At 60.6% G+C, this 18,860-nt stretch carries 16 protein-coding genes; 6 read left to right on the forward strand and 10 right to left on the reverse strand.

The features are described 5' to 3' along the window. Positions 1–65: 65 nt before the first annotated feature. The 3 genes from NMA58_RS09435 to NMA58_RS09445 are packed head-to-tail and all read left to right on the forward strand — an operon-like array spanning position 66 to position 4,354. On the forward strand, positions 66–371 hold the full coding sequence (locus NMA58_RS09435) for a succinate dehydrogenase assembly factor 2 (RefSeq protein ID WP_097601123.1): 306 nt from the start codon (positions 66–68) through the stop codon (positions 369–371). Beyond that, positions 368–3,874 (forward strand): transcription-repair coupling factor, encoded by a 3,507-nt coding sequence (mfd, locus tag NMA58_RS09440; protein ID WP_221112405.1) that lies wholly within the window; start codon positions 368–370, stop codon positions 3,872–3,874. The genes NMA58_RS09435 and mfd overlap by 4 nt, the downstream gene beginning before the upstream one ends. A gap of 12 nt (positions 3,875–3,886) precedes the next feature. Beyond that, complete coding sequence (locus tag NMA58_RS09445) at positions 3,887–4,354, forward strand: OsmC family protein (protein WP_434713121.1); 468 nt, start codon at positions 3,887–3,889, stop codon at positions 4,352–4,354. Positions 4,355–4,432: 78 nt separating this feature from the next. Here NMA58_RS09445 and NMA58_RS09450 read toward each other — a convergent pair whose 3' ends face one another. The 3 genes from NMA58_RS09450 to NMA58_RS09460 are packed head-to-tail and all read right to left on the reverse strand — an operon-like array spanning position 4,433 to position 7,619. Then, a complete protein-coding gene (locus NMA58_RS09450) occupies positions 4,433–5,074 on the reverse strand; it encodes an imm11 family protein (protein ID WP_434713123.1) in 642 nt (213 codons plus the stop codon). 10 nt (positions 5,075–5,084) lie between these two features. Further along, positions 5,085–5,756: a DsbA family oxidoreductase gene (locus NMA58_RS09455; RefSeq protein ID WP_097601120.1), complete on the reverse strand. Its 672-nt coding sequence runs from the start codon at positions 5,754–5,756 to the stop codon at positions 5,085–5,087. 60 nt (positions 5,757–5,816) lie between these two features. Continuing rightward, complete coding sequence (locus NMA58_RS09460) at positions 5,817–7,619, reverse strand: extracellular solute-binding protein (RefSeq protein WP_434713125.1); 1,803 nt, start codon at positions 7,617–7,619, stop codon at positions 5,817–5,819. Positions 7,620–7,906: 287 nt separating this feature from the next. Between NMA58_RS09460 and NMA58_RS09465 the strand changes: the two genes are divergently transcribed. After that, a complete protein-coding gene (locus tag NMA58_RS09465; protein ID WP_064691599.1) occupies positions 7,907–8,572 on the forward strand; it encodes an invasion associated locus B family protein in 666 nt (221 codons plus the stop codon). A gap of 304 nt (positions 8,573–8,876) precedes the next feature. Here NMA58_RS09465 and hspQ read toward each other — a convergent pair whose 3' ends face one another. The 3 genes from hspQ to NMA58_RS09480 form a co-directional block, all read right to left on the reverse strand. Next, positions 8,877–9,206, reverse strand: a complete 330-nt coding sequence (gene hspQ, locus NMA58_RS09470; protein ID WP_097601118.1) for a heat shock protein HspQ — start codon at positions 9,204–9,206, stop codon at positions 8,877–8,879. 159 nt (positions 9,207–9,365) lie between these two features. Further along, the gene (gene glnA / locus NMA58_RS09475) at positions 9,366–10,775 is read right to left on the reverse strand and encodes a type I glutamate--ammonia ligase (RefSeq protein WP_085778160.1); all 1,410 of its coding nucleotides are present in this window, start codon (positions 10,773–10,775) and stop codon (positions 9,366–9,368) included. A gap of 78 nt (positions 10,776–10,853) precedes the next feature. Beyond that, entirely contained in the window at positions 10,854–11,192 is a 339-nt protein-coding gene (locus NMA58_RS09480; RefSeq protein WP_015339877.1) for a P-II family nitrogen regulator, read from the reverse strand. Positions 11,193–11,536: 344 nt separating this feature from the next. Here NMA58_RS09480 and NMA58_RS09485 point away from each other — a divergent pair, with 344 nt between their 5' ends. Then, complete coding sequence (locus tag NMA58_RS09485) at positions 11,537–13,009, forward strand: NAD(P)H-hydrate dehydratase (RefSeq protein WP_434713126.1); 1,473 nt, start codon at positions 11,537–11,539, stop codon at positions 13,007–13,009. Positions 13,010–13,029: 20 nt separating this feature from the next. Here the strand turns inward: NMA58_RS09485 and NMA58_RS09490 are convergent, their stop codons facing one another. The 3 genes from NMA58_RS09490 to uvrA are packed head-to-tail and all read right to left on the reverse strand — an operon-like array spanning position 13,030 to position 17,240. Then, entirely contained in the window at positions 13,030–13,836 is an 807-nt protein-coding gene (locus NMA58_RS09490) for a DUF72 domain-containing protein (RefSeq protein WP_434713128.1), read from the reverse strand. 24 nt (positions 13,837–13,860) lie between these two features. Beyond that, entirely contained in the window at positions 13,861–14,322 is a 462-nt protein-coding gene (locus NMA58_RS09495) for a GNAT family N-acetyltransferase (protein WP_434713129.1), read from the reverse strand. Further along, complete coding sequence (gene uvrA, locus NMA58_RS09500; RefSeq protein WP_434713130.1) at positions 14,319–17,240, reverse strand: excinuclease ABC subunit UvrA; 2,922 nt, start codon at positions 17,238–17,240, stop codon at positions 14,319–14,321. The genes NMA58_RS09495 and uvrA overlap by 4 nt, the downstream gene beginning before the upstream one ends. A gap of 282 nt (positions 17,241–17,522) precedes the next feature. Here uvrA and NMA58_RS09505 point away from each other — a divergent pair, with 282 nt between their 5' ends. Further along, complete coding sequence (locus tag NMA58_RS09505; RefSeq protein ID WP_097601112.1) at positions 17,523–18,032, forward strand: single-stranded DNA-binding protein; 510 nt, start codon at positions 17,523–17,525, stop codon at positions 18,030–18,032. Between the two features lie 125 nt (positions 18,033–18,157). Here the strand turns inward: NMA58_RS09505 and NMA58_RS09510 are convergent, their stop codons facing one another. Beyond that, entirely contained in the window at positions 18,158–18,805 is a 648-nt protein-coding gene (locus NMA58_RS09510) for a MarC family protein (protein WP_183703305.1), read from the reverse strand. Between the last annotated feature and the right edge of the window lie 55 nt (positions 18,806–18,860).

Consider the following 18,860-nt stretch of genomic DNA (forward strand, 5'->3'; position numbering starts at 1 on the left):
CCTTGGCAAGGCTGACAAGCCGCTTTCGAGGGTCTATAGAGGCGCATCAACAGGAAGGTAATGCCATGACAGGTGTCACGCTCACGAGTGCCGGTCTCGACCCGCGCCGCCGCCGGATCCTTTTCCGCTGCTGGCACCGCGGCATCCGCGAGATGGATCTGGTTTTCGGCCAGTTCGCCGAAGCCGAGCTCGCGACGCTGTCGGAAGCCGAGCTCGACGAGTTCGAAACGATTATGGCCGAAGAGGACAATGATCTGGTCCGCTGGATTATGGGAACCTGGCCAGTTCCCGAGCGTTTCCAGACTCCGATGTTTGCCAGGCTTGCCGCCTACAAGCCCGATTTCGACAAGCCCCTCAGGACGCCGGAATGATCCCTGGTTTTGATGCGAAGAAGCTTGCGGCCATTGCCGAGCCGCTGACGATCGGTAATGTGCCCGCCGGCCTCGAACCGCTGCTGCTCGCCGAGCTTGCCCGAGCGGGAGAGCCGGTGGCCTATGTCATGTCGGACGGCCATCGTATGGCTGATCTGGAACAGATGCTCGGTTTCGTCGCCCCCGACATTCCGGTTCTCACCCTGCCGGCCTGGGACTGTCTGCCCTATGACCGCGTCTCGCCGAGCGCCGATACCTCGGCGCGCCGGCTTGCCGCACTCGGCGGCCTCATCGCCCATCGCAAGAAGCCGCATGCCGCGATCGTGCTCGTCACCGCCAACGCCATGCTGCAGAAGGTGGCGCCGCATGATGTCATCGAAAGCCTGAGTTTTTCGGCCCGTCCAGGCAACCAGCTGCGCATGGATGATCTCGCCGGGCGCCTGGAGCGCAACGGCTTCGACCGCGTCGCGACCGTTCGCGAAGTTGGCGAATATGCCGTGCGCGGCGGCATTCTCGATGTCTTCGTGCCCGGTTCGGAAGAGCCGGTCCGCCTCGATTTCTTCGGCGATACGCTGGAGAGTATCCGCAGCTTCGATCCCGCCAGCCAGCGCACCACCGGCCAGGTGCGCTCCCTCGATCTCAACCCGATGAGCGAGGTGACGCTGACGCCGGATACGATCGGCCGCTTCCGCAAGAACTATCTCTCCGCTTTCGGCGCGACAACGCGTGACGATGCGCTTTATCTCGCCGTTTCCGAAGGCCGGCGCTACCCCGGCATGGAGCACTGGCTGCCGCTCTTCTACGAGAAGCTCGATACCGTCTTCGATTATCTCAGCGGCTTCCGCATCGTCACTGACCACACGGTGCGCGAAGCAGCCGAGGAACGCTCCAAGCTTGTCCTCGACTATTACGACGCCCGCCTCAATTCCGGTCAGCCGGCCAAAGGCCAGATGGCCCAGGGCACGCCCTACAAGCCGGTGACGCCAGGCCAGCTCTATCTCGACAGCAAACTCTTCGCCAAAACCCTAGACGCACTCGGCGCGATCCGCATCAGCCCGTTCAACGAGGTCGAGGGTGAGGCAAGGCGGGTCGTCAATGTCGACGCCCGCCAGGGCCAGCGCTGGGCTCGCTCGAATGCCGAAGGCGGAGGGGATGCCGAACGCATCAACATCTTCGACGTCGTCGTCAAGCATGTCGCCGACCGCCGCGCCGCCGGCGCGAAGGTGCTCATCACCGCCTGGACAGAAGGTTCGCTGGAGCGCCTGCTGCAGGTGCTGAACGAACACGGCTTGGAAAAGGTCAAGCCTGTCGAGGCGCTGAAGGATATACGCTCGCTGGAGAAAGGCGAGGCCGCTGCCGCGGTGCTCAATCTCGAATCCGGCTTCGAGGCGGGCGAGCTCGTCGTCATCGGCGAGCAGGATATTCTCGGCGACCGTATGGTCCGCCGCTCCAAGCGCCGCAAGCGCGCCGCCGATTTCATTTCGGAGGTCGCCGGCCTCGACGAGGGATCGATCGTCGTTCATGCCGAACATGGCATCGGCCGTTTCATCGGGCTGAAGACCATCGAGGCGGCGGGCGCTCCGCATGCCTGCCTCGAACTGCAATATGCCGACGAGGCCAAGCTCTTCCTGCCGGTAGAAAACATCGATCTTCTCTCGCGCTACGGCGGCGAGGGCACCGATGCCCAACTCGACAAGCTCGGCGGTGGCGCATGGCAGATGCGCAAGGCCAAGCTCAAGCGGCGCCTGCTCGACATGGCCGATGCGCTGATCCGCATCGCCGCCGAGCGCCTTACGCGCCATGCGCCGATGCTGACGGCGCCGGACGGCCTTTACGACGAATTCGCCGCCCGCTTCCCCTATGACGAGACCGAGGACCAGGACAACGCCATCGACGCGGTGCGTTCCGACCTCGGCGCCGGCCGGCCGATGGACCGGCTCGTCTGCGGCGATGTCGGTTTCGGCAAGACCGAAGTGGCCTTGCGCGCCGCTTTCGTTGCGGCGATGAACGGCGTCCAGGTCGCGGTCGTCGTGCCGACGACCTTGCTCGCCCGTCAGCATTTCAAGACCTTCTCCGAGCGTTTCCGCGGCCTGCCGGTTCGCGTCCAGCAGGCCTCTCGGCTTGTCGGATCGAAGGAGCTGGCGCTGACCAAGAAGGAAGTGGCGGACGGCAAGACTGACATCGTCGTCGGCACGCATGCGCTGCTCGGCGCCGGCATTAAATTCGCCAATCTCGGCCTGCTGATCATCGACGAGGAGCAGCATTTCGGCGTCAAGCACAAGGAGCGGCTGAAGGAGCTGAAGAGCGACGTGCATGTGCTGACGCTGTCGGCGACGCCGATCCCGCGCACGCTGCAGCTCGCCATGACTGGCGTGCGCGAACTGTCGCTGATCACCACGCCACCGGTCGATCGCATGGCGGTGCGCACCTTCATCTCGCCCTTCGACAGCCTAGTTATTCGCGAGACGCTGATGCGCGAGCACTATCGCGGCGGCCAGAGCTTCTATGTCTGCCCGAGGCTTGCCGATCTGGCGGATGTGCACGCCTTCCTGCAGTCCGACGTGCCGGAGCTGAAGGTCGCCGTCGCCCATGGCCAGATGCCGGCCGGCGAACTGGAAGACATCATGAACGCCTTCTATGAAGGCCGTTACGACGTGCTGCTGTCCACAACCATCGTCGAATCCGGCCTCGACGTGCCGACAGCCAATACGCTGATCGTCCATCGCGCCGATATGTTCGGCCTTGCCCAGCTCTATCAGCTGCGCGGTCGCGTCGGCCGCTCCAAGGTGCGCGCTTTCGCGCTCTTTACCCTGCCGGTCAACAAGGTGCTGACGGCGACGGCCGAGCGCCGGCTGAAGGTGCTGCAGTCACTGGATACGCTCGGCGCCGGCTTTCAGCTCGCAAGCCACGACCTCGATATCCGCGGCGCAGGCAACCTGCTCGGCGAGGAGCAGTCAGGCCACATCAAGGAGGTCGGTTTCGAACTTTATCAGCAGATGCTGGAAGAGGCGGTCGCCGAGGTCAAGGGTGTCGACGAAATCCATGATACCGGCTGGTCGCCGCAAATTTCGGTCGGCACCACCGTGATGATCCCCGAGAGTTACGTGCCGGACCTGCATCTGCGTATGGCGCTCTACCGCCGATTGGGCGAGATTACCGAACTCAAGGAAATCGACGGATTCGGCGCCGAGATGATCGACCGCTTCGGGCCGATGCCGATCGAAGTCCAGCATCTCCTGAAGATCGTCTACATCAAGTCGCTCTGCCGCACCGCAAATGTCGAAAAACTCGACGCCGGCCCGAAGGGTGTGGTCGTGCAGTTCCGCAACAAGGAATTTCCGAACCCGGCAAATCTCGTCGCCTATATCGGCAAGCAGGGTACGATGGCGAAGATTCGCCCCGATCACAGCCTGTTTCTGACCCGCGACCTGCCGACGCCTGAGAAGCGCTTGCAGGGCGCGGCAGTCATCATGACGCAACTGGCCGAGATGGCCAAGCAATAGAGGGAGACGGCTATGGCGACACATGCCGCGAGGATTGCCTGGCAGCGCAACGGCGAGACCTTCACCGACAACCGCTACAGCCGCGTCCATCGCTGGACCTTCGACGGCGGCATCGAGGTGAGGGCGTCCTCATCCTCGCATGTGGTTCCGTTGCCCTATTCCGCCGAGGATGCGGTCGATCCGGAGGAGGCTTTCGTCGCCTCGCTCTCCAGCTGCCACATGCTCTGGTTCCTGTCGATTGCCGCCAAGCAAGGCTTTTGCGTCGACAGCTATACCGATGCCGCCGAGGGCGTCATGGAGAAGAACAGCGAAGGCCGTCTTGCCATGACCGTGGTGACGCTAAGGCCGCATGTCGTCTTCAGCGGCGAAAAGCAGCCTTCGCTCGGCGAACTCGACACCCTGCATCATCGCGCCCACGACGAATGCTTCATCGCCAATTCGGTGAAAACCGAGGTGCGCTGCGTTCCGGTTCTGGGCTGAGTGGGGAAGCGTTTCAGGCAGGAAATCGCCGTAACTTCGCTTTCGGTAAAGTTATAATGCTCATTGAAACGTCTCTTACTATTTCTGTAAAAAACCAACTTGCCGGAAGGTGGTCCCTTTTATACCTCTCTCTTTGCATATGTCCTTGACCGTTTGATCGCAAAAAATTGCCACCGCGTACTCTATCAAGCGAAACACGTGCACGGCTTTAAGAACATGAGGCAGAAAACACCAATCAGCTCCGCTCGATATCATATAGCAGCCCCATTTGGTGACGCGAATTAAAGGTGAATTCTCGACATCCACCGCCTTGCTATATGAATCGACAACGCTGCACTGCCAGATTCTTGGGCCGGCTTTTCCGTTCGAAAACTCGGTCTCGCAAAGCAAGTATTCGCAAGAGTTTGGAGCGAACTCCTCAAGCAAGCTCTTCAATTTGTCGGAGATGAAAAGGAAATAATCCACAGCATAAACGTCTTGCACCTTTCGCTTCGGATTAAAGATGAGCTTTGGCGTTTCAGCGTAGTCGGGTATTCGCCACGGGCCCCGAGGCAAACCGAGCATACTATCCGGCCAGGGAGTACGGATGTGATTTAAGCCGAGATAGCCGCTATCTAGCTGCAGCCGCTCAAGGTTCGCGAATTCCCAGCCATAATTATCATTAGAACTAAGCAGGTAAATGCGTTGAGATTTCACTTTGGCGCCGATCTCGATCCGCACAGCCTCCGCCTCAGTTGAGGCCCGATCGCGCCTCGGCCTTCGCCTTGGCGATATCACGTAATGCATTCGCCAGCACATCAGGCGTCTGGGCGCCGCTGACGGCATATTGCTGGTCGAAGATGAAGAACGGCACGCCGTTGACGCCCATCTCCTGTGCCGCCTTGATTTCGGCGACGATCAGATCGCTATCGGCATTGGACGCAAGCAGCGAGGCGATGACCGACCGGTCGAGGCCGGCCTTCTCGGCGATGTCGAGCAGCACCGCATGGTCGCCGACATTGCGGCCTTCCTCGAAATTCGCCTTGAACAGGGCGGTGACGACCTTGTCCTGCTTCTCGCGGCCTTCGATCATCGCCCAGTGGATCAGCCGGTGGGCGTCAAGCGTGTTCGGGCCGATCTTGATCGCCGCGAAATCGAAGGCGATGCCGACCTCGCGACCGTAGTCGGTCAGCATCTTGTGCGCCTGCGCCACGCGCTCCTCGCCCCCGAGCTTCTCAGCCAGCGCCTTCTTCTGGTCGACGCCTTCCTTCGGGTAGTCCGGATTGAGCCGATATGGCCGCCAGTTGATGTCGACGCCGATCTCGTCCTGCACTTCGGCGATGGCGAGTTCCAGCCGTGCCTTGCCGAGATAGCACCAGGGGCAGACGACATCCGAGACGACGTCGATGGTGATGCGCTCCATGATGATGTTCCTTCTGTGTGTCTCCGGAAGAGACATTGGGCCGAAGTGTTTCGGCCGCTTCTATTGGGCGCTTGTATCCCACCAGACCGGCAGCTGGTAGCCGTAAAGCGGTACCGCGTCGGGATGGCCGATGCGCTTGCTGCGGGCAACCCACTGCTGGTCCATATGGTACAGCGGCAGCACGTAGTGGCTGGATAGCAGCAGCCGGTCGTAAGAGCGCACGGCGGCAGTGAAATCCTCTTTCGAGCGTGCTCGCAATACGTGATCGATCAGCGTGTCGAGATCGGGATCATTGGCGCCGGCAAAGCTATCCTTGCCCTCTTGAGTGCGCGCTGCCGAAGACCAGCGGCCGAGTTGCTCGGTTCCAGGCGACAGCGACGAAGTATAGGACTTGATGATCATGTCGTAATCGAAGCTGTTCGTCCGGCTCTGATACTGCGAATCATCGACTGTGCGAATCGAAGCCGCAATGCCGATCGTCTGCAGCGAACGCTGATAGGCGACGGCAAGCTTCTCCTGGTCGGCATTCTGCGTCATGATCTCGAACGCGAGTTGGTGGCCGGAGGTGTCGACCATCTTGCCGCCCTGGATCGTATAGCCGCCCTGTTTCAACAATCCGACCGCCTGCTTCAGCACGTTGCGGTCACGGCCGGAGCCGTCGGTAACCGGCAGTTTATAGGTCCCGTTCAGAATCTCCGGCGCGATCTTGTCCTTGATCGGTCCCAGCAGAGCCAGCTCAGCTGAACTGGCGGGAACACCGAAGCTCGAAAGCTCGGAATTCTGCCAGAAACTCTGGGTGCGCTTGTAGGCGCCGGAATAGAGGTTCTTGTTCGCCCATTCGAAATCGAACACCAGCGACAGGCCTTCGCGCACCTTTGGATCGGCAAAGATCGGCCGGCGCGTGTTGAACACGAAACCGAGCATGCCGCTTGGCAGTTTCGGCGTGAACACGTCCTTGATGACGGCCCCAGAGGTGGCCGCCGGGAAATTGTAAGCGTTAGCCCAATGGCCGGGATTGCCGTCGGGATAGAGGTCGACGTCCCCCTTCTTGAAGGCCTCGAACAGCGTTGTATCCTGCAGAAAATATTGAACGGTTATCTGGTCGTAATTGTCGGTCCCCACCTTCGCCGGAATATCCTTGCCCCAGTAGGTTGGATCGCGCTCATATGTGATACTCTCGCCGGGTTTCACCGTCTTCACCTTATAGGGACCGGAACCGACCGGCGGCGTCAGCGACGTACGGTCGAAGCTTTCCGGATCGATCGCATGTTTCGGCAATACCGGGAAAAGGCCGAAAATCAGCGGCGTCTCGCGGTCAGCTTTCTCATTGAAAGTGAAGCGCACGCTGTGTTCGCCAACCTTCTCCATCTTGGCGACGACTTTTAAGCGTTCGGAATAGGGCACACGTCCCTTGTCAAGCATCAGCTCAAAGGTGAACATGACGTCCTCCGGCGTCACCGGCTGACCATCGGACCATTTCGCCTTCGGATTGAGGTTGAACTGGATGAAACTCCTGTCGTCGTCCCATTCGACCGTTTCGGCAAGCAGGCCGTAAAGCGTGAACGGCTCATCCCGGGAGCGCTGCATCAGCGATTCGTAGACAAGGTTTCCATATTCCGGATCCCACATGCCGCGCGCCGTCGTGCGCATGCTCTTCAGGATGAACGGGTTGAGGTTGTCGAATGTGCCGACGACGCCATAGGTGATCTTGCCGCCTTTTTTCACGTCGGGATTGACGTAGGGAAATTGCTTATAGTCAGCCGGCAATGCCGGCCCGCCATGCATTGCTATGCCGTGCAGCGGCTCAGCGGCGACGGTGCCGCACAGCAACGAGAGGACGAGAGGGATGGCGATCCGGAGCATTCGGCGATCCTTGAATTCGCGAAAAACGGGCATGATTCATGCCGGAGATTAGCATGGGGTCGACCAATTCCAACACGCAGGGGCCATTTCTTTCCGCGGCATATGAAATTGCGTCGCAAATCGCCAAAGAAATGCTGGATATCTTGAACGCTGCGATGTAACAGGTGAACCCGAAGTTTTGGGGTCATGCATTTGCCTTATTTTTCCATGAGGTGGAGTGCCGAACGACCCGATGGTTAGGGCGGCACGTCGCTGCTCTGAACGGATATCAGGAGACGGAATTCGTTATGATGTTCAAGTCTGAAAAGAAAATGCGGGCAGCACTGTCCGTTCTGGCAGTGATGTTCGGCGCCGCTTCGGCTCCGGTCTCCTCCTTCGCACAGGATGCGGCGGCACAGGCTCCGGCCGATGCTCCGGCACAGGCCGCTGGCGCACCGAAGCTTGGCTGGTACAAGACCTGCAGCAAGCAGGAAGACAACGACATCTGTGTTGTCCAGAACCTGATCCTCGCAAATGGCGGCCAGCTCGTCACGGCTGTCGGCCTGATTTCGGTCACTGGCAAGATCAACCGCAAGCTCCTGCAGGTCTCGGTTCCCACGGCACGCCTCATTCCTCCGGGCATCAGCATGCAAATCGATGGCGGCAAGGGCCAGAAGCTCGACTACGCCGTCTGCCTGCCGGACAAGTGCACTGCCGAAATTCCGCTGACCGACGCGATGATCGCCAGCCTCAAGAAGGGCAGCGATGTGATCTTCACCTCGATCAACTTCCGCCGCGCGCCGAACCCGATCAAGATTTCGCTCGAAGGCTTCACCGGCGCTTATGACGGCGAACCGGTTTCCGAATCGAAGCTCGCCGAAAGCCAGCGCAGCCTGCAAGAAGGCATGCAGAAGAAGGCTGAAGAAGCCCGCAAGAAGCTGGAAGACGCCCAGAAGGCCGCCAAGGCGCAGTAAAAACTGCCGCTATATGGAATGGAAACCCGGCTTCAGGCCGGGTTTTTTGTTGCTGGACTTTGCTCTCTTTACGGCGCCAATGGCTGCCCCTCACCCTAACCCTCTCCCCGTTCTGACGGGGCGAGGGGACGTGCCCTGCGAGAGCGAGGAGGGAACGGAGAGGGCGGCGGCAGGGTCCCTTCGCCCCGTTTACGGGGAGAAGGTGGCGGCAGCCGGATGAGGGGCATTCCGCCGGGTTTTGTACCAAAGAAAAAGGCCTCGCCGGGAGATGCGAGGCCTTGTCGATGTCGTCGGTCATCCGCTCCTAGTGGGCGAAGCTCATCTTGGGTTTGAACTGCCCCGACGGGGCCTGATCGAAAATCTGGTAGATCTGAGGGTTGCGAAGCGGCGTGCCGCTTTCGTCATTCACCAGGTTCTGCTCGGAGACATAAGCGACATATTCGCTTTCGTCATTTTCGGCGAGCAGGTGGTAGAACGGCTGGTCCTTGCTCGGCCGCACCTCGGCCGGAATGGAATTCCACCATTCCTCCGTGTTCGCGAATTCCGGATCAACGTCGAAGATGACGCCGCGAAACGGAAATACCTTGTGCCGGACCACTTCGCCGATATTGAACTTTGCTAGTCTTTCTTTCATGGTACGACTTCCTTTCATCACCAAATTTGGTGATTGGTGCGGTGCAAATCAAGATTTTTGCACCAGCGCGTCACATGAACGTCATATCCTCCTTCTGGCGTTCATGACCGGGGGAGGTGAAAGCCCCGGCGAACCGGGACTTTCCGTCATTGCGGCCGATCAGGCCGAATAATACATGTCGTATTCGACCGGATGCGGCGTCATTTCGAAGCGCATCACCTCTGCCATCTTAAGTTCGATGAAGGCATCGATCTGGTCGTCGTCGAAGACGCCGCCTGCTGTCAGGAACTTGCGGTCCTTGTCGAGGCTTTCGAGCGCTTCGCGCAGGCTGCCGCAGACGGTCGGGATCTTTTTCAGCTCCTTCGGCGGCAGATCGTAGAGATCCTTGTCCATGGCCTTGCCCGGATGGATCTTGTTCTTAATGCCGTCGAGGCCGGCCATCAGCATGGCGGCAAAGGCGAGATAGGGGTTGGCAGTCGGATCCGGGAAGCGGACTTCGACGCGCTTGGCCTTCGGGTTGGAGCCGAACGGAATGCGGCAGGAAGCCGAGCGGTTGCGGGCCGAATAGGCGAGCAGAACTGGGGCTTCATAACCCGGGACGAGACGCTTGTAGGAGTTCGTCGACGGATTGGTGAAGGCGTTGATCGCCTTGGCGTGTTTGATAATGCCGCCGATGTAGAACAGGCAGGTCTCCGAGAGGCCGGCATATTCGTCGCCGGCAAAAGTCGGCTTGCCGCCCTTCCAGATCGACTGGTGCACGTGCATGCCCGAGCCGTTGTCGCCGAAGATCGGCTTCGGCATGAACGTCGCCGTCTTGCCGTAGGCGTTGGCCACCTGGTGCACGACATATTTGTAGATCTGCATCTTGTCGGCGTTGCGCACCAGCGTATCGAACTTGATGCCGAGCTCGTGCTGGGCGGCGGCGACTTCATGGTGATGCTTTTCGACCACCACGCCCATCTCGGAGAGCACCGTCAGCATTTCCGAACGCATGTCCTGGGCGCTGTCAACAGGCGGAACCGGGAAATAGCCGCCCTTGACGCGCGGGCGGTGACCGAGATTGCCGGTTTCATAGTCGGTGTCATCGTTCGACGGCAGTTCCGTCGAATCGAGCTTGAAGCCGGTATTGTAGGGATCGGCCTTGTACTTTACATCGTCGAAGACGAAGAATTCGGCTTCCGGGCCGACAAACACCGTGTCGCCGATGCCGGATGCCTTGAGATAGGCTTCGGCCTTCTTGGCGGTGCCGCGCGGATCGCGGTTATAGGCTTCGCCAGAAACCGGATCGAGAATATCGCAGACGATAACCATGGTCGACTGAGCGAAGAACGGGTCCATATGCACCGTTTCAGTGTCGGGCATCAGCACCATGTCGGATTCGTTGATGGCCTTCCAGCCGCCGATCGAAGAGCCGTCGAACATCACGCCGTCAGCGAACATGTCCTCGTCGACGCTGGCAACGTCCATCGTGACGTGCTGCAGCTTGCCCTTCGGGTCGGTGAAGCGCAGATCGACGAACTTGACGTCGTTTTCCTGGATCTGCTTCAGAATTTCGCTTGCGGTCGCCATTAAATACCTTCCTCCAATTTGTGATAACAATAGGTGGGCGCGGTGACGCTATCGGACTTTGCGCGCTTGGCAAAGTGGTCAGATGGCATCGATGCCGGTCTCGCCGGTACGGATGCGGATAACCTCTTCGACGTTGGAGACGAAGATCTTGCCGTCGCCGATGCGGCCGGTCTGAGCCGCCTTGCGGATGGCCTCGATGACCGCCTCCGCGTTCTCGTCCGCCAGCACCACCTCGACTTTCACCTTCGGCAGGAAGTCGACGACGTATTCGGCACCGCGGTAGAGTTCCGTGTGGCCCTTCTGACGACCGAAGCCCTTGGCTTCCGTGACTGTAATACCCTGCAGGCCGACTTCCTGAAGGGCTTCCTTCACTTCGTCCAGCTTGAAGGGCTTAATGATCGCTTCGATCTTTTTCATGAGAAAATGTCTCTCCGCTTCTCCTGTTATGGCAGGGATGTTCCCGCTCGCGGACATGATGCAGATATCGTGCCAGTTTGAAATCCGTCTGATTGAAAAAAGACGTCAATTTTGTCGAAACCGGCGCGTCTGTGGGTGATTTAATGTCGATTTGGTGACAAGAGAGGTGGAAAAAACATCGCCATTGAAGAAAAATGGGCCGAAAACCGAAAAAGTCAGGTTTTCCGTCGACTGCAAAAGCAGGATGCGAGTCGATTAAAATATAAGCAAATGCACAAATTTAGCCCCATTGCTCGTCTCTTCAGGCGGTTGTTTTTTGTGCGTTTTTTTAATTGAATAGGCTCATGAGCCAACATCTCTCAGAGCTTCTGGTCACGCCTGCCGAAATGAGCGCCATCGATGCGGCCGCGGCTGCTTCGGGAATCGATTCCTTCGGCCTGATGGAAAGGGCGGGGGCCGCCGCCGCGGCTGCCGCGCTCAGGCTTCATCCTGGGGCGATGCGTTTCGTCGTGATCTGCGGCCCCGGTAACAACGGGGGCGACGCCTATGTCGCGGCAAGGCATCTGCTGGAGAGCGGAGCGACCGTGGCGCTTTTTCATCTCGGCGATTCCGCAAAGCTGAAAGGCGATGCCGCTCGCGCTCGGGCCGGCTGCCCATTGCAGGGACAGGAGCTCGGCCTCTACCGGCCGGAAGCCGGTGACGTCGTCATCGACGGTCTGTTCGGAGCAGGGCTCGGGCGCGCGGTGCCGGCCGATGTGGCCGCCTTGACGGAGCGTGTCGCCGAGGCCGGTATTGCAGTGCTCGCCATCGATCTGCCCTCCGGCGTCGATGGCCGCACCGGCAAGGTGCTGGGTGCTGCCTTCCAGGCTCGCAACACCATTACCTTCATGACCCGCAAGCCCGGCCATCTCCTGATGCCGGGAAGGGAGCTTTGCGGCGAGTTGGAGGTCTTCGGCATCGGCATTCCCGCCCGGATCATCCGGGCTGAGGCGGGCGGCGCAATCGCCGAGAACACACCTGAGGCTTGGAAGGCCGTGCTGCCGGCCGCGCGGCTCGAAACCCATAAATACAAGCGCGGTCATCTCGTCGTTTTTTCAGGCGAGGCCGACAAGACCGGGGCTGCCCGTATGTCGGCGGTCTCCGGCTTGAAGGCCGGCGCCGGCCTGGTAACGATCGCCGCACCCGGCGCAGCGATGGCCGCCAATGCCGCGCATCTCACGGCGGTCATGCTGCATGCAGTCGATGACGAGGCAGACCTTGCGGAGTGGCTGTCCGACAAGCGGCTGCAGACTTTCGTCCTCGGTCCTGGCTTCGGCATGGGGGCAAGGGCACGCGATTTCGTCGCTGCGCTTGCCGATCGCCGGCTCGTGCTCGACGCCGACGGCATCTCGTCGTTCAAGGACGATCCGCAACAGCTTTTCGCCCTGTTTCGCGGCGAGCCGCGTCTGGTGCTGACGCCGCACGAGGGCGAATTTTCGCGGCTCTTTCCCGATATCGGCGAGGACGACGCACTGGGGAAGGTGGACAAGGCGGTTGCCGCTGCCCGCCGCGCCAATGCCGCGATCGTCTATAAGGGCGCCGACACAGTCATCGCCTCGCCGGACGGGCGCGCGCTCATCAATACCAATGCGCCTGTCTGGCTTGCCACCGCAGGTTCCGGCGATGTGCTTGCCGGCATCATCGGCGGACTGCTCGCCCAGGGCCTGCCGACTTTCGAGGCTGCGGCCGCCGGCGTGTGGCTGCACGGAGAGGCTGGCCAGCGCGCCGGCAAGGGGCTGACGGCGGAAGAGCTCGCGGCCGAGGTGTTGCCACTTTAGCCCGGCTAAGTCTCAACCGCCTATTTCGCCAGCAACTGCTGCAGGGCGATCGCCCCGTGCGGCGCATTGACCTTGCCCTCGTGGATCATGAAGGCGAAGACGTCGCGCGGCTCGGCATTGACCTGGCGCTTCCCGTCGATCAGCGGCAGATCGTCCGGGACCTTGCCCTCGGCCCAGGTCTCGAGCCGCTTAGCCCAGGCCTTCAAATCCTTATCGGGATAGCAGGTCGGGATATCATCCGATCCCTTCTGCAGCCTGGCATAGACGAAATCGGCCGTCACATCGGCGATCATCGGATACTCGAAATGTTCGGCACAAACCGGCGCCACGCCATATCTAGCAAGCAGAGCAACGAATTCCGGCACCTTGAAGGAATCGTGCCGCACCTCGACGACGTGACGGAGCGCCAACCCATCCTGCTTTGCCGGCAGCAGCTTCAGGAAGGCCTCGAAATCTTCCGAATCGAACTTTTTCGTCGGGGCGAATTGCCAGAGCAGCGGCCCGAGATGATCGCCGAGCTCGCTGATTCCCGAGGTGAGGAAACGCTCCATCGATTCACCGGCTTCCGCAAGCACCCGCCGATTGGTGACGAAACGCGTCGCCTTGAGCGAAAAGATGAATCCCTCGGGCACATCGGCTGCCCATTTGGCAAAAACCGCCGGCTTCTGCGTGCTGTAATAGGTGCCGTTGACCTCGATGACCTTCAACTGGCGGCTGGCATAATGCAGCTCGTCCTTCTGTTTCAGGTCGGCGGGAAAGAAATGCCCGCGCCACGGCTCGAAGGTCCAGCCGCCGATGCCGGTGCGGATAGTGCCGGATTTCGTCATGTCGTCCTCCCGGTTCGCAGCCGTTCAGGCTGCATCTATCTTTTTCGCCATATCGACGAGCGTCCATCCTGGCCGATAACGGCTTGGCCGCCGACCCGTTTCCTGAAATCCGAAGGCGCGATAAAGCGCGATATTTCGCTCCATCCGCGCATTGGTGTAGAGGCGTATCTCCGGAATGTCCCATTCCCGCGCCTTGCCCTCCAGCCAGCGCAACATCGAGAGCCCATGTCCGGCGCCCTGAAAGGTCGGCGAGACCGCGATGCTGAACAGCATGAGGTAATCGGAATGCTGCTCTGCGACGACGAGGCCGGCCGTTTCGCCGCCGATCTCGCGCAGCCAGACCTCGCCGCGGTCGATCCGCGGCGCGTAATCCTCCGTCACGGGGATCGGTGGAGCGCCGAAGAGCTCGGTATAGGGACGATAGGCGGCTGCCGTCAGCGTCGCGATCGTTTCCAGATCATCAGGCGACGCCAGCCTCATCGTCATTCCGCCGCAACCGCCTTCTTCGCAGGCCGCCGCTCCAGCAATTCTTTCAGGAAATGGCCGGTATAGGAGCGCTGTTCCCTGACAATTGCCTCGGGCGTGCCGACAGCCACGATTTCACCGCCGCCATCACCGCCCTCGGGGCCGAAATCGAGCACCCAGTCGGCCGTCTTGATGACTTCGAGATTGTGTTCGATCACCACCACCGAATTGCCTTGATTGACCAGCTCGTGCAGCATTTCGAGCAGCTTGGCGACGTCGTGGAAATGCAGGCCGGTCGTCGGCTCGTCGAGAATGTAGAGCGTGCGTCCGGTCGAACGTTTCGACAGCTCCTTGGCGAGCTTGACGCGCTGTGCTTCGCCGCCCGAGAGCGTATTGGCCTGCTGGCCGACCTTGATATAGCCGAGGCCGACATCCTTCAGCGATTGCAGTTTGTCGCGCACGGCCGGCACCGCCGCAAAGAAATCGACGCCTTCCTCCACCGTCATGTCGAGCACGTCGGCGATCGACTTCTGCTTGAAGGTAACGTCGAGCGTCTCCCTGTTATAGCGCTTGCCGTGGCAGACGTCGCAGGTGACGTAGACATCGGGCAGGAAGTGCATCTCGATCTTGATGACGCCGTCACCCTGGCAGGCTTCGCAGCGCCCGCCCTTGACGTTGAAGGAGAAGCGGCCCGGCTGGTAGCCGCGCGCCTTGGCTTCCGGCAGGCCGGCGAACCAGTCGCGGATCGGCGTGAAGGCGCCGGTATAGGTCGCGGGGTTCGAGCGCGGCGTGCGGCCGATCGGCGACTGGTCGATGTCGATCACCTTGTCGATATGCTCGAAACCATCAATGCGGTCGTGATCAGCCGGAATTTCGCGCGCCCCCATGACGCGGCGTGCCGCCGACTTATAAAGCGTCTCGATCAGGAAGGTGGACTTGCCGCCGCCGGAAACACCCGTCACAGCGGTGAAGACTCCGAGCGGGATGGATGCCGTCACGTTCTTCAGATTGTTGCCGCGCGCGCCGATCACCTTGATTTCGCGGCCCTTCTTCGGCTTGCGGCGCTCCTCAGGAACCGGCACACCGAGTTCGCCCGAGAGATATTTGCCGGTCAGCGACTTCGGATTGTTCATGATATCCTGCGGCGTGCCATGGGCGATAACCTGGCCGCCGTGGATGCCGGCGGCCGGACCGATGTCGACCACGTCGTCGGCCGTCAGGATCGCATCCTCGTCATGTTCGACGACGATGACGGTGTTGCCGATGTCGCGCAGGTGCTTCAACGTATCCAGCAGCCGGGCGTTGTCGCGCTGATGCAGTCCGATGGATGGTTCGTCGAGTACGTAGAGCACACCCGTCAGGCCCGAGCCGATCTGCGAGGCGAGGCGAATGCGCTGGCTCTCGCCGCCTGACAGCGTGCCGGAATTGCGCGACAGGCTCAGATATTCCAGGCCGACATCGTTCAAAAAGCGCAGGCGGTCGCGGATTTCCTTGAGGATCCGGACGGCAATCTCGTTCTGCTTGGCATTGAATGTCGCCGGCAGCGCCTCGAACCAGTCGCGCGCGATGCGGATCGACATTTCGGTCACTTCGCCGATATGCAGCTTATTGATCTTCACCGCCAGCGCTTCCGGCTTCAGCCGATAGCCATTGCAGGCAGGGCAGGGGGCGGCCGACATGAAGCGCTCGATATCCTCGCGCGCCCAGGCGGAATCCGTTTCCTTCCAGCGCCGCTCGAGATTGGTGATGATGCCCTCGAAATTTTTGTGGGTGGTATAGGAACGGGCGCCGTCGGCGTAGTGGAACTCGATCTTGTCGTCGGTGCCGTTGAGGATGACGTCCTTGGCCTCGTCGGAAAGGTCGTTCCAGCGGGTGCCGAGCTTGAAGCCGTAATGTTTGCCGAGCGCTTCCAGCGTCTGATTGTAGTAAGGCGAAGTCGATTTGGCCCAGGGCGCGATCGCCCCGTCGCGCAGCGTCCGCTCCGGTTCGGGTACGATCAGGTCGGGATCGATCTTCTGTTGGGCGCCGAGACCGTCGCAGGTCGGGCAGGCGCCGAAGGGGTTGTTGAAGGAGAACAGCCTGGGTTCGATTTCCGGGATGGTGAAGCCCGAGACCGGGCAGGCGAATTTTTCCGAAAATAGCGCGCGCTCATGCGTCTCGTTCAGCGACTTGTTGGCCGAACCGCCGGCCGAAGTCTCCTCCGGCGGCAGCGGCTTGTCGGCGAATTCGGCGATCGCCAGCCCGTCGGCGAGTTTCAGGCAGGTTTCAAGGCTGTCGGCGAGACGCGCCGACACATCCGGGCGCACGACGATACGGTCGACCACCACGTCGATGTCGTGCTTGTATTTCTTGTCGAGAACAGGCGCCTCGGCGATCTCGTAGAACTGGCCGTCAACCTTGACGCGCTGGAAGCCCTTCTTCATCAGCTCCGCCAGTTCCTTCTTGTATTCGCCCTTGCGGCCGCGCACGAGCGGCGCGAGAATGTAAAGGCGCGTGCCCTCTCCGAAAGCGAGGATGCGGTCGACCATCTGGCTGACGGTCTGGCTCTCGATCGGCAGGCCGGTCGCCGGCGAATAAGGCACGCCGACGCGGGCAAAGAGCAGGCGCATATAGTCGTAGATCTCGGTGACGGTGCCGACCGTCGAGCGCGGGTTGCGCGAGGTGGTCTTCTGCTCGATCGAAATGGCAGGCGACAGCCCGTCGATCTGGTCGACATCGGGCTTCTGCATCATTTCGAGGAATTGCCGGGCATAGGCTGACAGACTCTCGACATAGCGCCGCTGGCCCTCGGCATAGATCGTGTCGAAGGCGAGCGAGGATTTGCCCGAGCCTGAAAGACCGGTCATGACGATCAGCTTATTGCGCGGCAGATCGAGATCGATGCTCTTCAGATTGTGCTCGCGCGCGCCGCGGATGGAGATCGTCTTCAGTTCGCTCATCGTCTCTGCTTTGGTTTTCTGGATAACAGCCCTTATTTAGTGATGCCGGCGGGCGAGTCGAGGCTGAATATCCTGGATGACTCAAGGTTTTCGATTCTGTTGACAGGATCATACGGATAAACTAGAACAAATAAAGAACAAAATTCCTGATGAATGCATGCCGCTTTCTGATGGGATAAACTGTGGATTAAACACCGTTCGCGCGCATCTGCGGTTCGCTATGGTTTAAGGTGCGCTGATCGATTAACGCCGCCGGGCAGGGCGGCAGGCAGGGTGAAAAGCATGGCTGGTAGCGTGAACAAGGTAATTCTGGTTGGAAACGTGGGTGCAGACCCCGAAATCCGCCGCACTCAGGATGGCCGGCCGATCGCCAACCTCCGTATCGCGACCTCGGAAACGTGGCGCGACCGCAATTCGGGTGAGCGCCGCGAAAAGACCGAATGGCACACTGTGGTCGTCTTCAACGAAGGCCTCTGCAAAGTCGTCGAGCAATATGTGAAGAAAGGCGCCAAGCTCTATGTCGAGGGCCAGCTGCAGACCCGCAAGTGGCAGGACCAGCAGGGCCAGGATCGCTACTCGACTGAGGTCGTGCTGCAGGGCTTCAACTCGACGCTGACGATGCTCGACGGCCGCGGCGATGGCGGCGGCGCGAGCTCCGGCTTCGGCGGCGGCCGCGGCAGCAGCAACAATGATTATGGCGACGACTACGGCGCCCCGTCATCCTCATCGTCCAGCCGCGGCGGTGGCGGCGGCAATTTCTCGCGCGATCTCGACGACGACATCCCGTTTTGATCGGCCGCCTGTTCTGGCTTTATGAGAGCATCCGAGAGCATGATGGCCGGGCCGGCGTCATGCTCTTTTTCTTTGATGTCACGGCAGTTGATCTCGTCGGGTCACCCCGAACATGTGCTGCCATTTCAATGCGGAGTCGCGCTGATGAGATTGAGCGCGGCTTTCGCGCCGTCGACGACGAACTGCACCGCAAGGGCTGCGAGGATGACGCCGAGCAGGCGGGTGAGGATCGCCCGACCGGTGACGCCGAGAAAGCGGTCGAGCCTTTCAGCAATCAGCAGCATGAGGAAGGTCAGCAGCAGAATGGCGGCGATGACGCCGATCAGCTGGGCTTTTTCGACCGAGGTCGCCAGCGTGCCGGAAAGCAGGATGGTTGCAGAGATCGCGCCGGGGCCGGCGATCAGCGGCAGGGCGAGGGGAAAGACGGCGATATTCTCGATATGATCCTTGGTGATCGCCACCTCGGTCGTCTTCTCCTTGCGGTCCTGCCGCTTCTCGAACACCATCTCGAAGGCGATCCAGAAGAGCAGGAGCCCGCCGGCGAGGCGGAAGGCGCCGATTGAGATCCCGAGCACGCCGAGCACGCCTGCGCCAAACAGGGCGAAGACGGCAAGGATGATAAAGGCAATGGTCGAGCCGCGCAGCGCCACCTGCCGGCGCTCGGTCCGGCTCATGCCGATCGTCAGCCCCAGGAAGAGCGGTGCGAGCCCCGGCGGGTCGATGGTGACGATGAGCGTGGTAAAGGCGTTGATCAACTGGTCGGCGCTTGCCATCGTCTCTCCGGAAGCCCATATGGGTGCGTGGTTTTCTACGATTGTGAAGCGGGGA

The sequence above is a fragment of the Rhizobium sp. YTUHZ045 genome, assembly GCF_051124255.1.
In the GTDB taxonomy this organism is placed as follows: Bacteria; Pseudomonadota; Alphaproteobacteria; order Rhizobiales; family Rhizobiaceae; genus Rhizobium.

What these genes read in the sequence shown, in the direction of transcription:
- NMA58_RS09510 (WP_183703305.1), bottom strand. Translation starts at nt 18,805, where the DNA reads ATGGCAAGCGCCGACCAGTTGATCAACGCCTTTACCACGCTCATCGTC.
- NMA58_RS09455 (WP_097601120.1), bottom strand. Translation starts at nt 5,756, where the DNA reads ATGGAGCGCATCACCATCGACGTCGTCTCGGATGTCGTCTGCCCCTGG.
- NMA58_RS09445 (WP_434713121.1), top strand. Translation starts at nt 3,887, where the DNA reads ATGGCGACACATGCCGCGAGGATTGCCTGGCAGCGCAACGGCGAGACC.
- NMA58_RS09505 (WP_097601112.1), top strand. Translation starts at nt 17,523, where the DNA reads ATGGCTGGTAGCGTGAACAAGGTAATTCTGGTTGGAAACGTGGGTGCA.
- mfd (WP_221112405.1), top strand. Translation starts at nt 368, where the DNA reads ATGATCCCTGGTTTTGATGCGAAGAAGCTTGCGGCCATTGCCGAGCCG.
- NMA58_RS09485 (WP_434713126.1), top strand. Translation starts at nt 11,537, where the DNA reads ATGAGCCAACATCTCTCAGAGCTTCTGGTCACGCCTGCCGAAATGAGC.
- uvrA (WP_434713130.1), bottom strand. Translation starts at nt 17,240, where the DNA reads ATGAGCGAACTGAAGACGATCTCCATCCGCGGCGCGCGCGAGCACAAT.
- hspQ (WP_097601118.1), bottom strand. Translation starts at nt 9,206, where the DNA reads ATGAAAGAAAGACTAGCAAAGTTCAATATCGGCGAAGTGGTCCGGCAC.
- NMA58_RS09465 (WP_064691599.1), top strand. Translation starts at nt 7,907, where the DNA reads ATGATGTTCAAGTCTGAAAAGAAAATGCGGGCAGCACTGTCCGTTCTG.
- NMA58_RS09480 (WP_015339877.1), bottom strand. Translation starts at nt 11,192, where the DNA reads ATGAAAAAGATCGAAGCGATCATTAAGCCCTTCAAGCTGGACGAAGTG.
- glnA (WP_085778160.1), bottom strand. Translation starts at nt 10,775, where the DNA reads ATGGCGACCGCAAGCGAAATTCTGAAGCAGATCCAGGAAAACGACGTC.
- NMA58_RS09495 (WP_434713129.1), bottom strand. Translation starts at nt 14,322, where the DNA reads ATGACGATGAGGCTGGCGTCGCCTGATGATCTGGAAACGATCGCGACG.
- NMA58_RS09460 (WP_434713125.1), bottom strand. Translation starts at nt 7,619, where the DNA reads ATGCTCCGGATCGCCATCCCTCTCGTCCTCTCGTTGCTGTGCGGCACC.
- NMA58_RS09435 (WP_097601123.1), top strand. Translation starts at nt 66, where the DNA reads ATGACAGGTGTCACGCTCACGAGTGCCGGTCTCGACCCGCGCCGCCGC.
- NMA58_RS09490 (WP_434713128.1), bottom strand. Translation starts at nt 13,836, where the DNA reads ATGACGAAATCCGGCACTATCCGCACCGGCATCGGCGGCTGGACCTTC.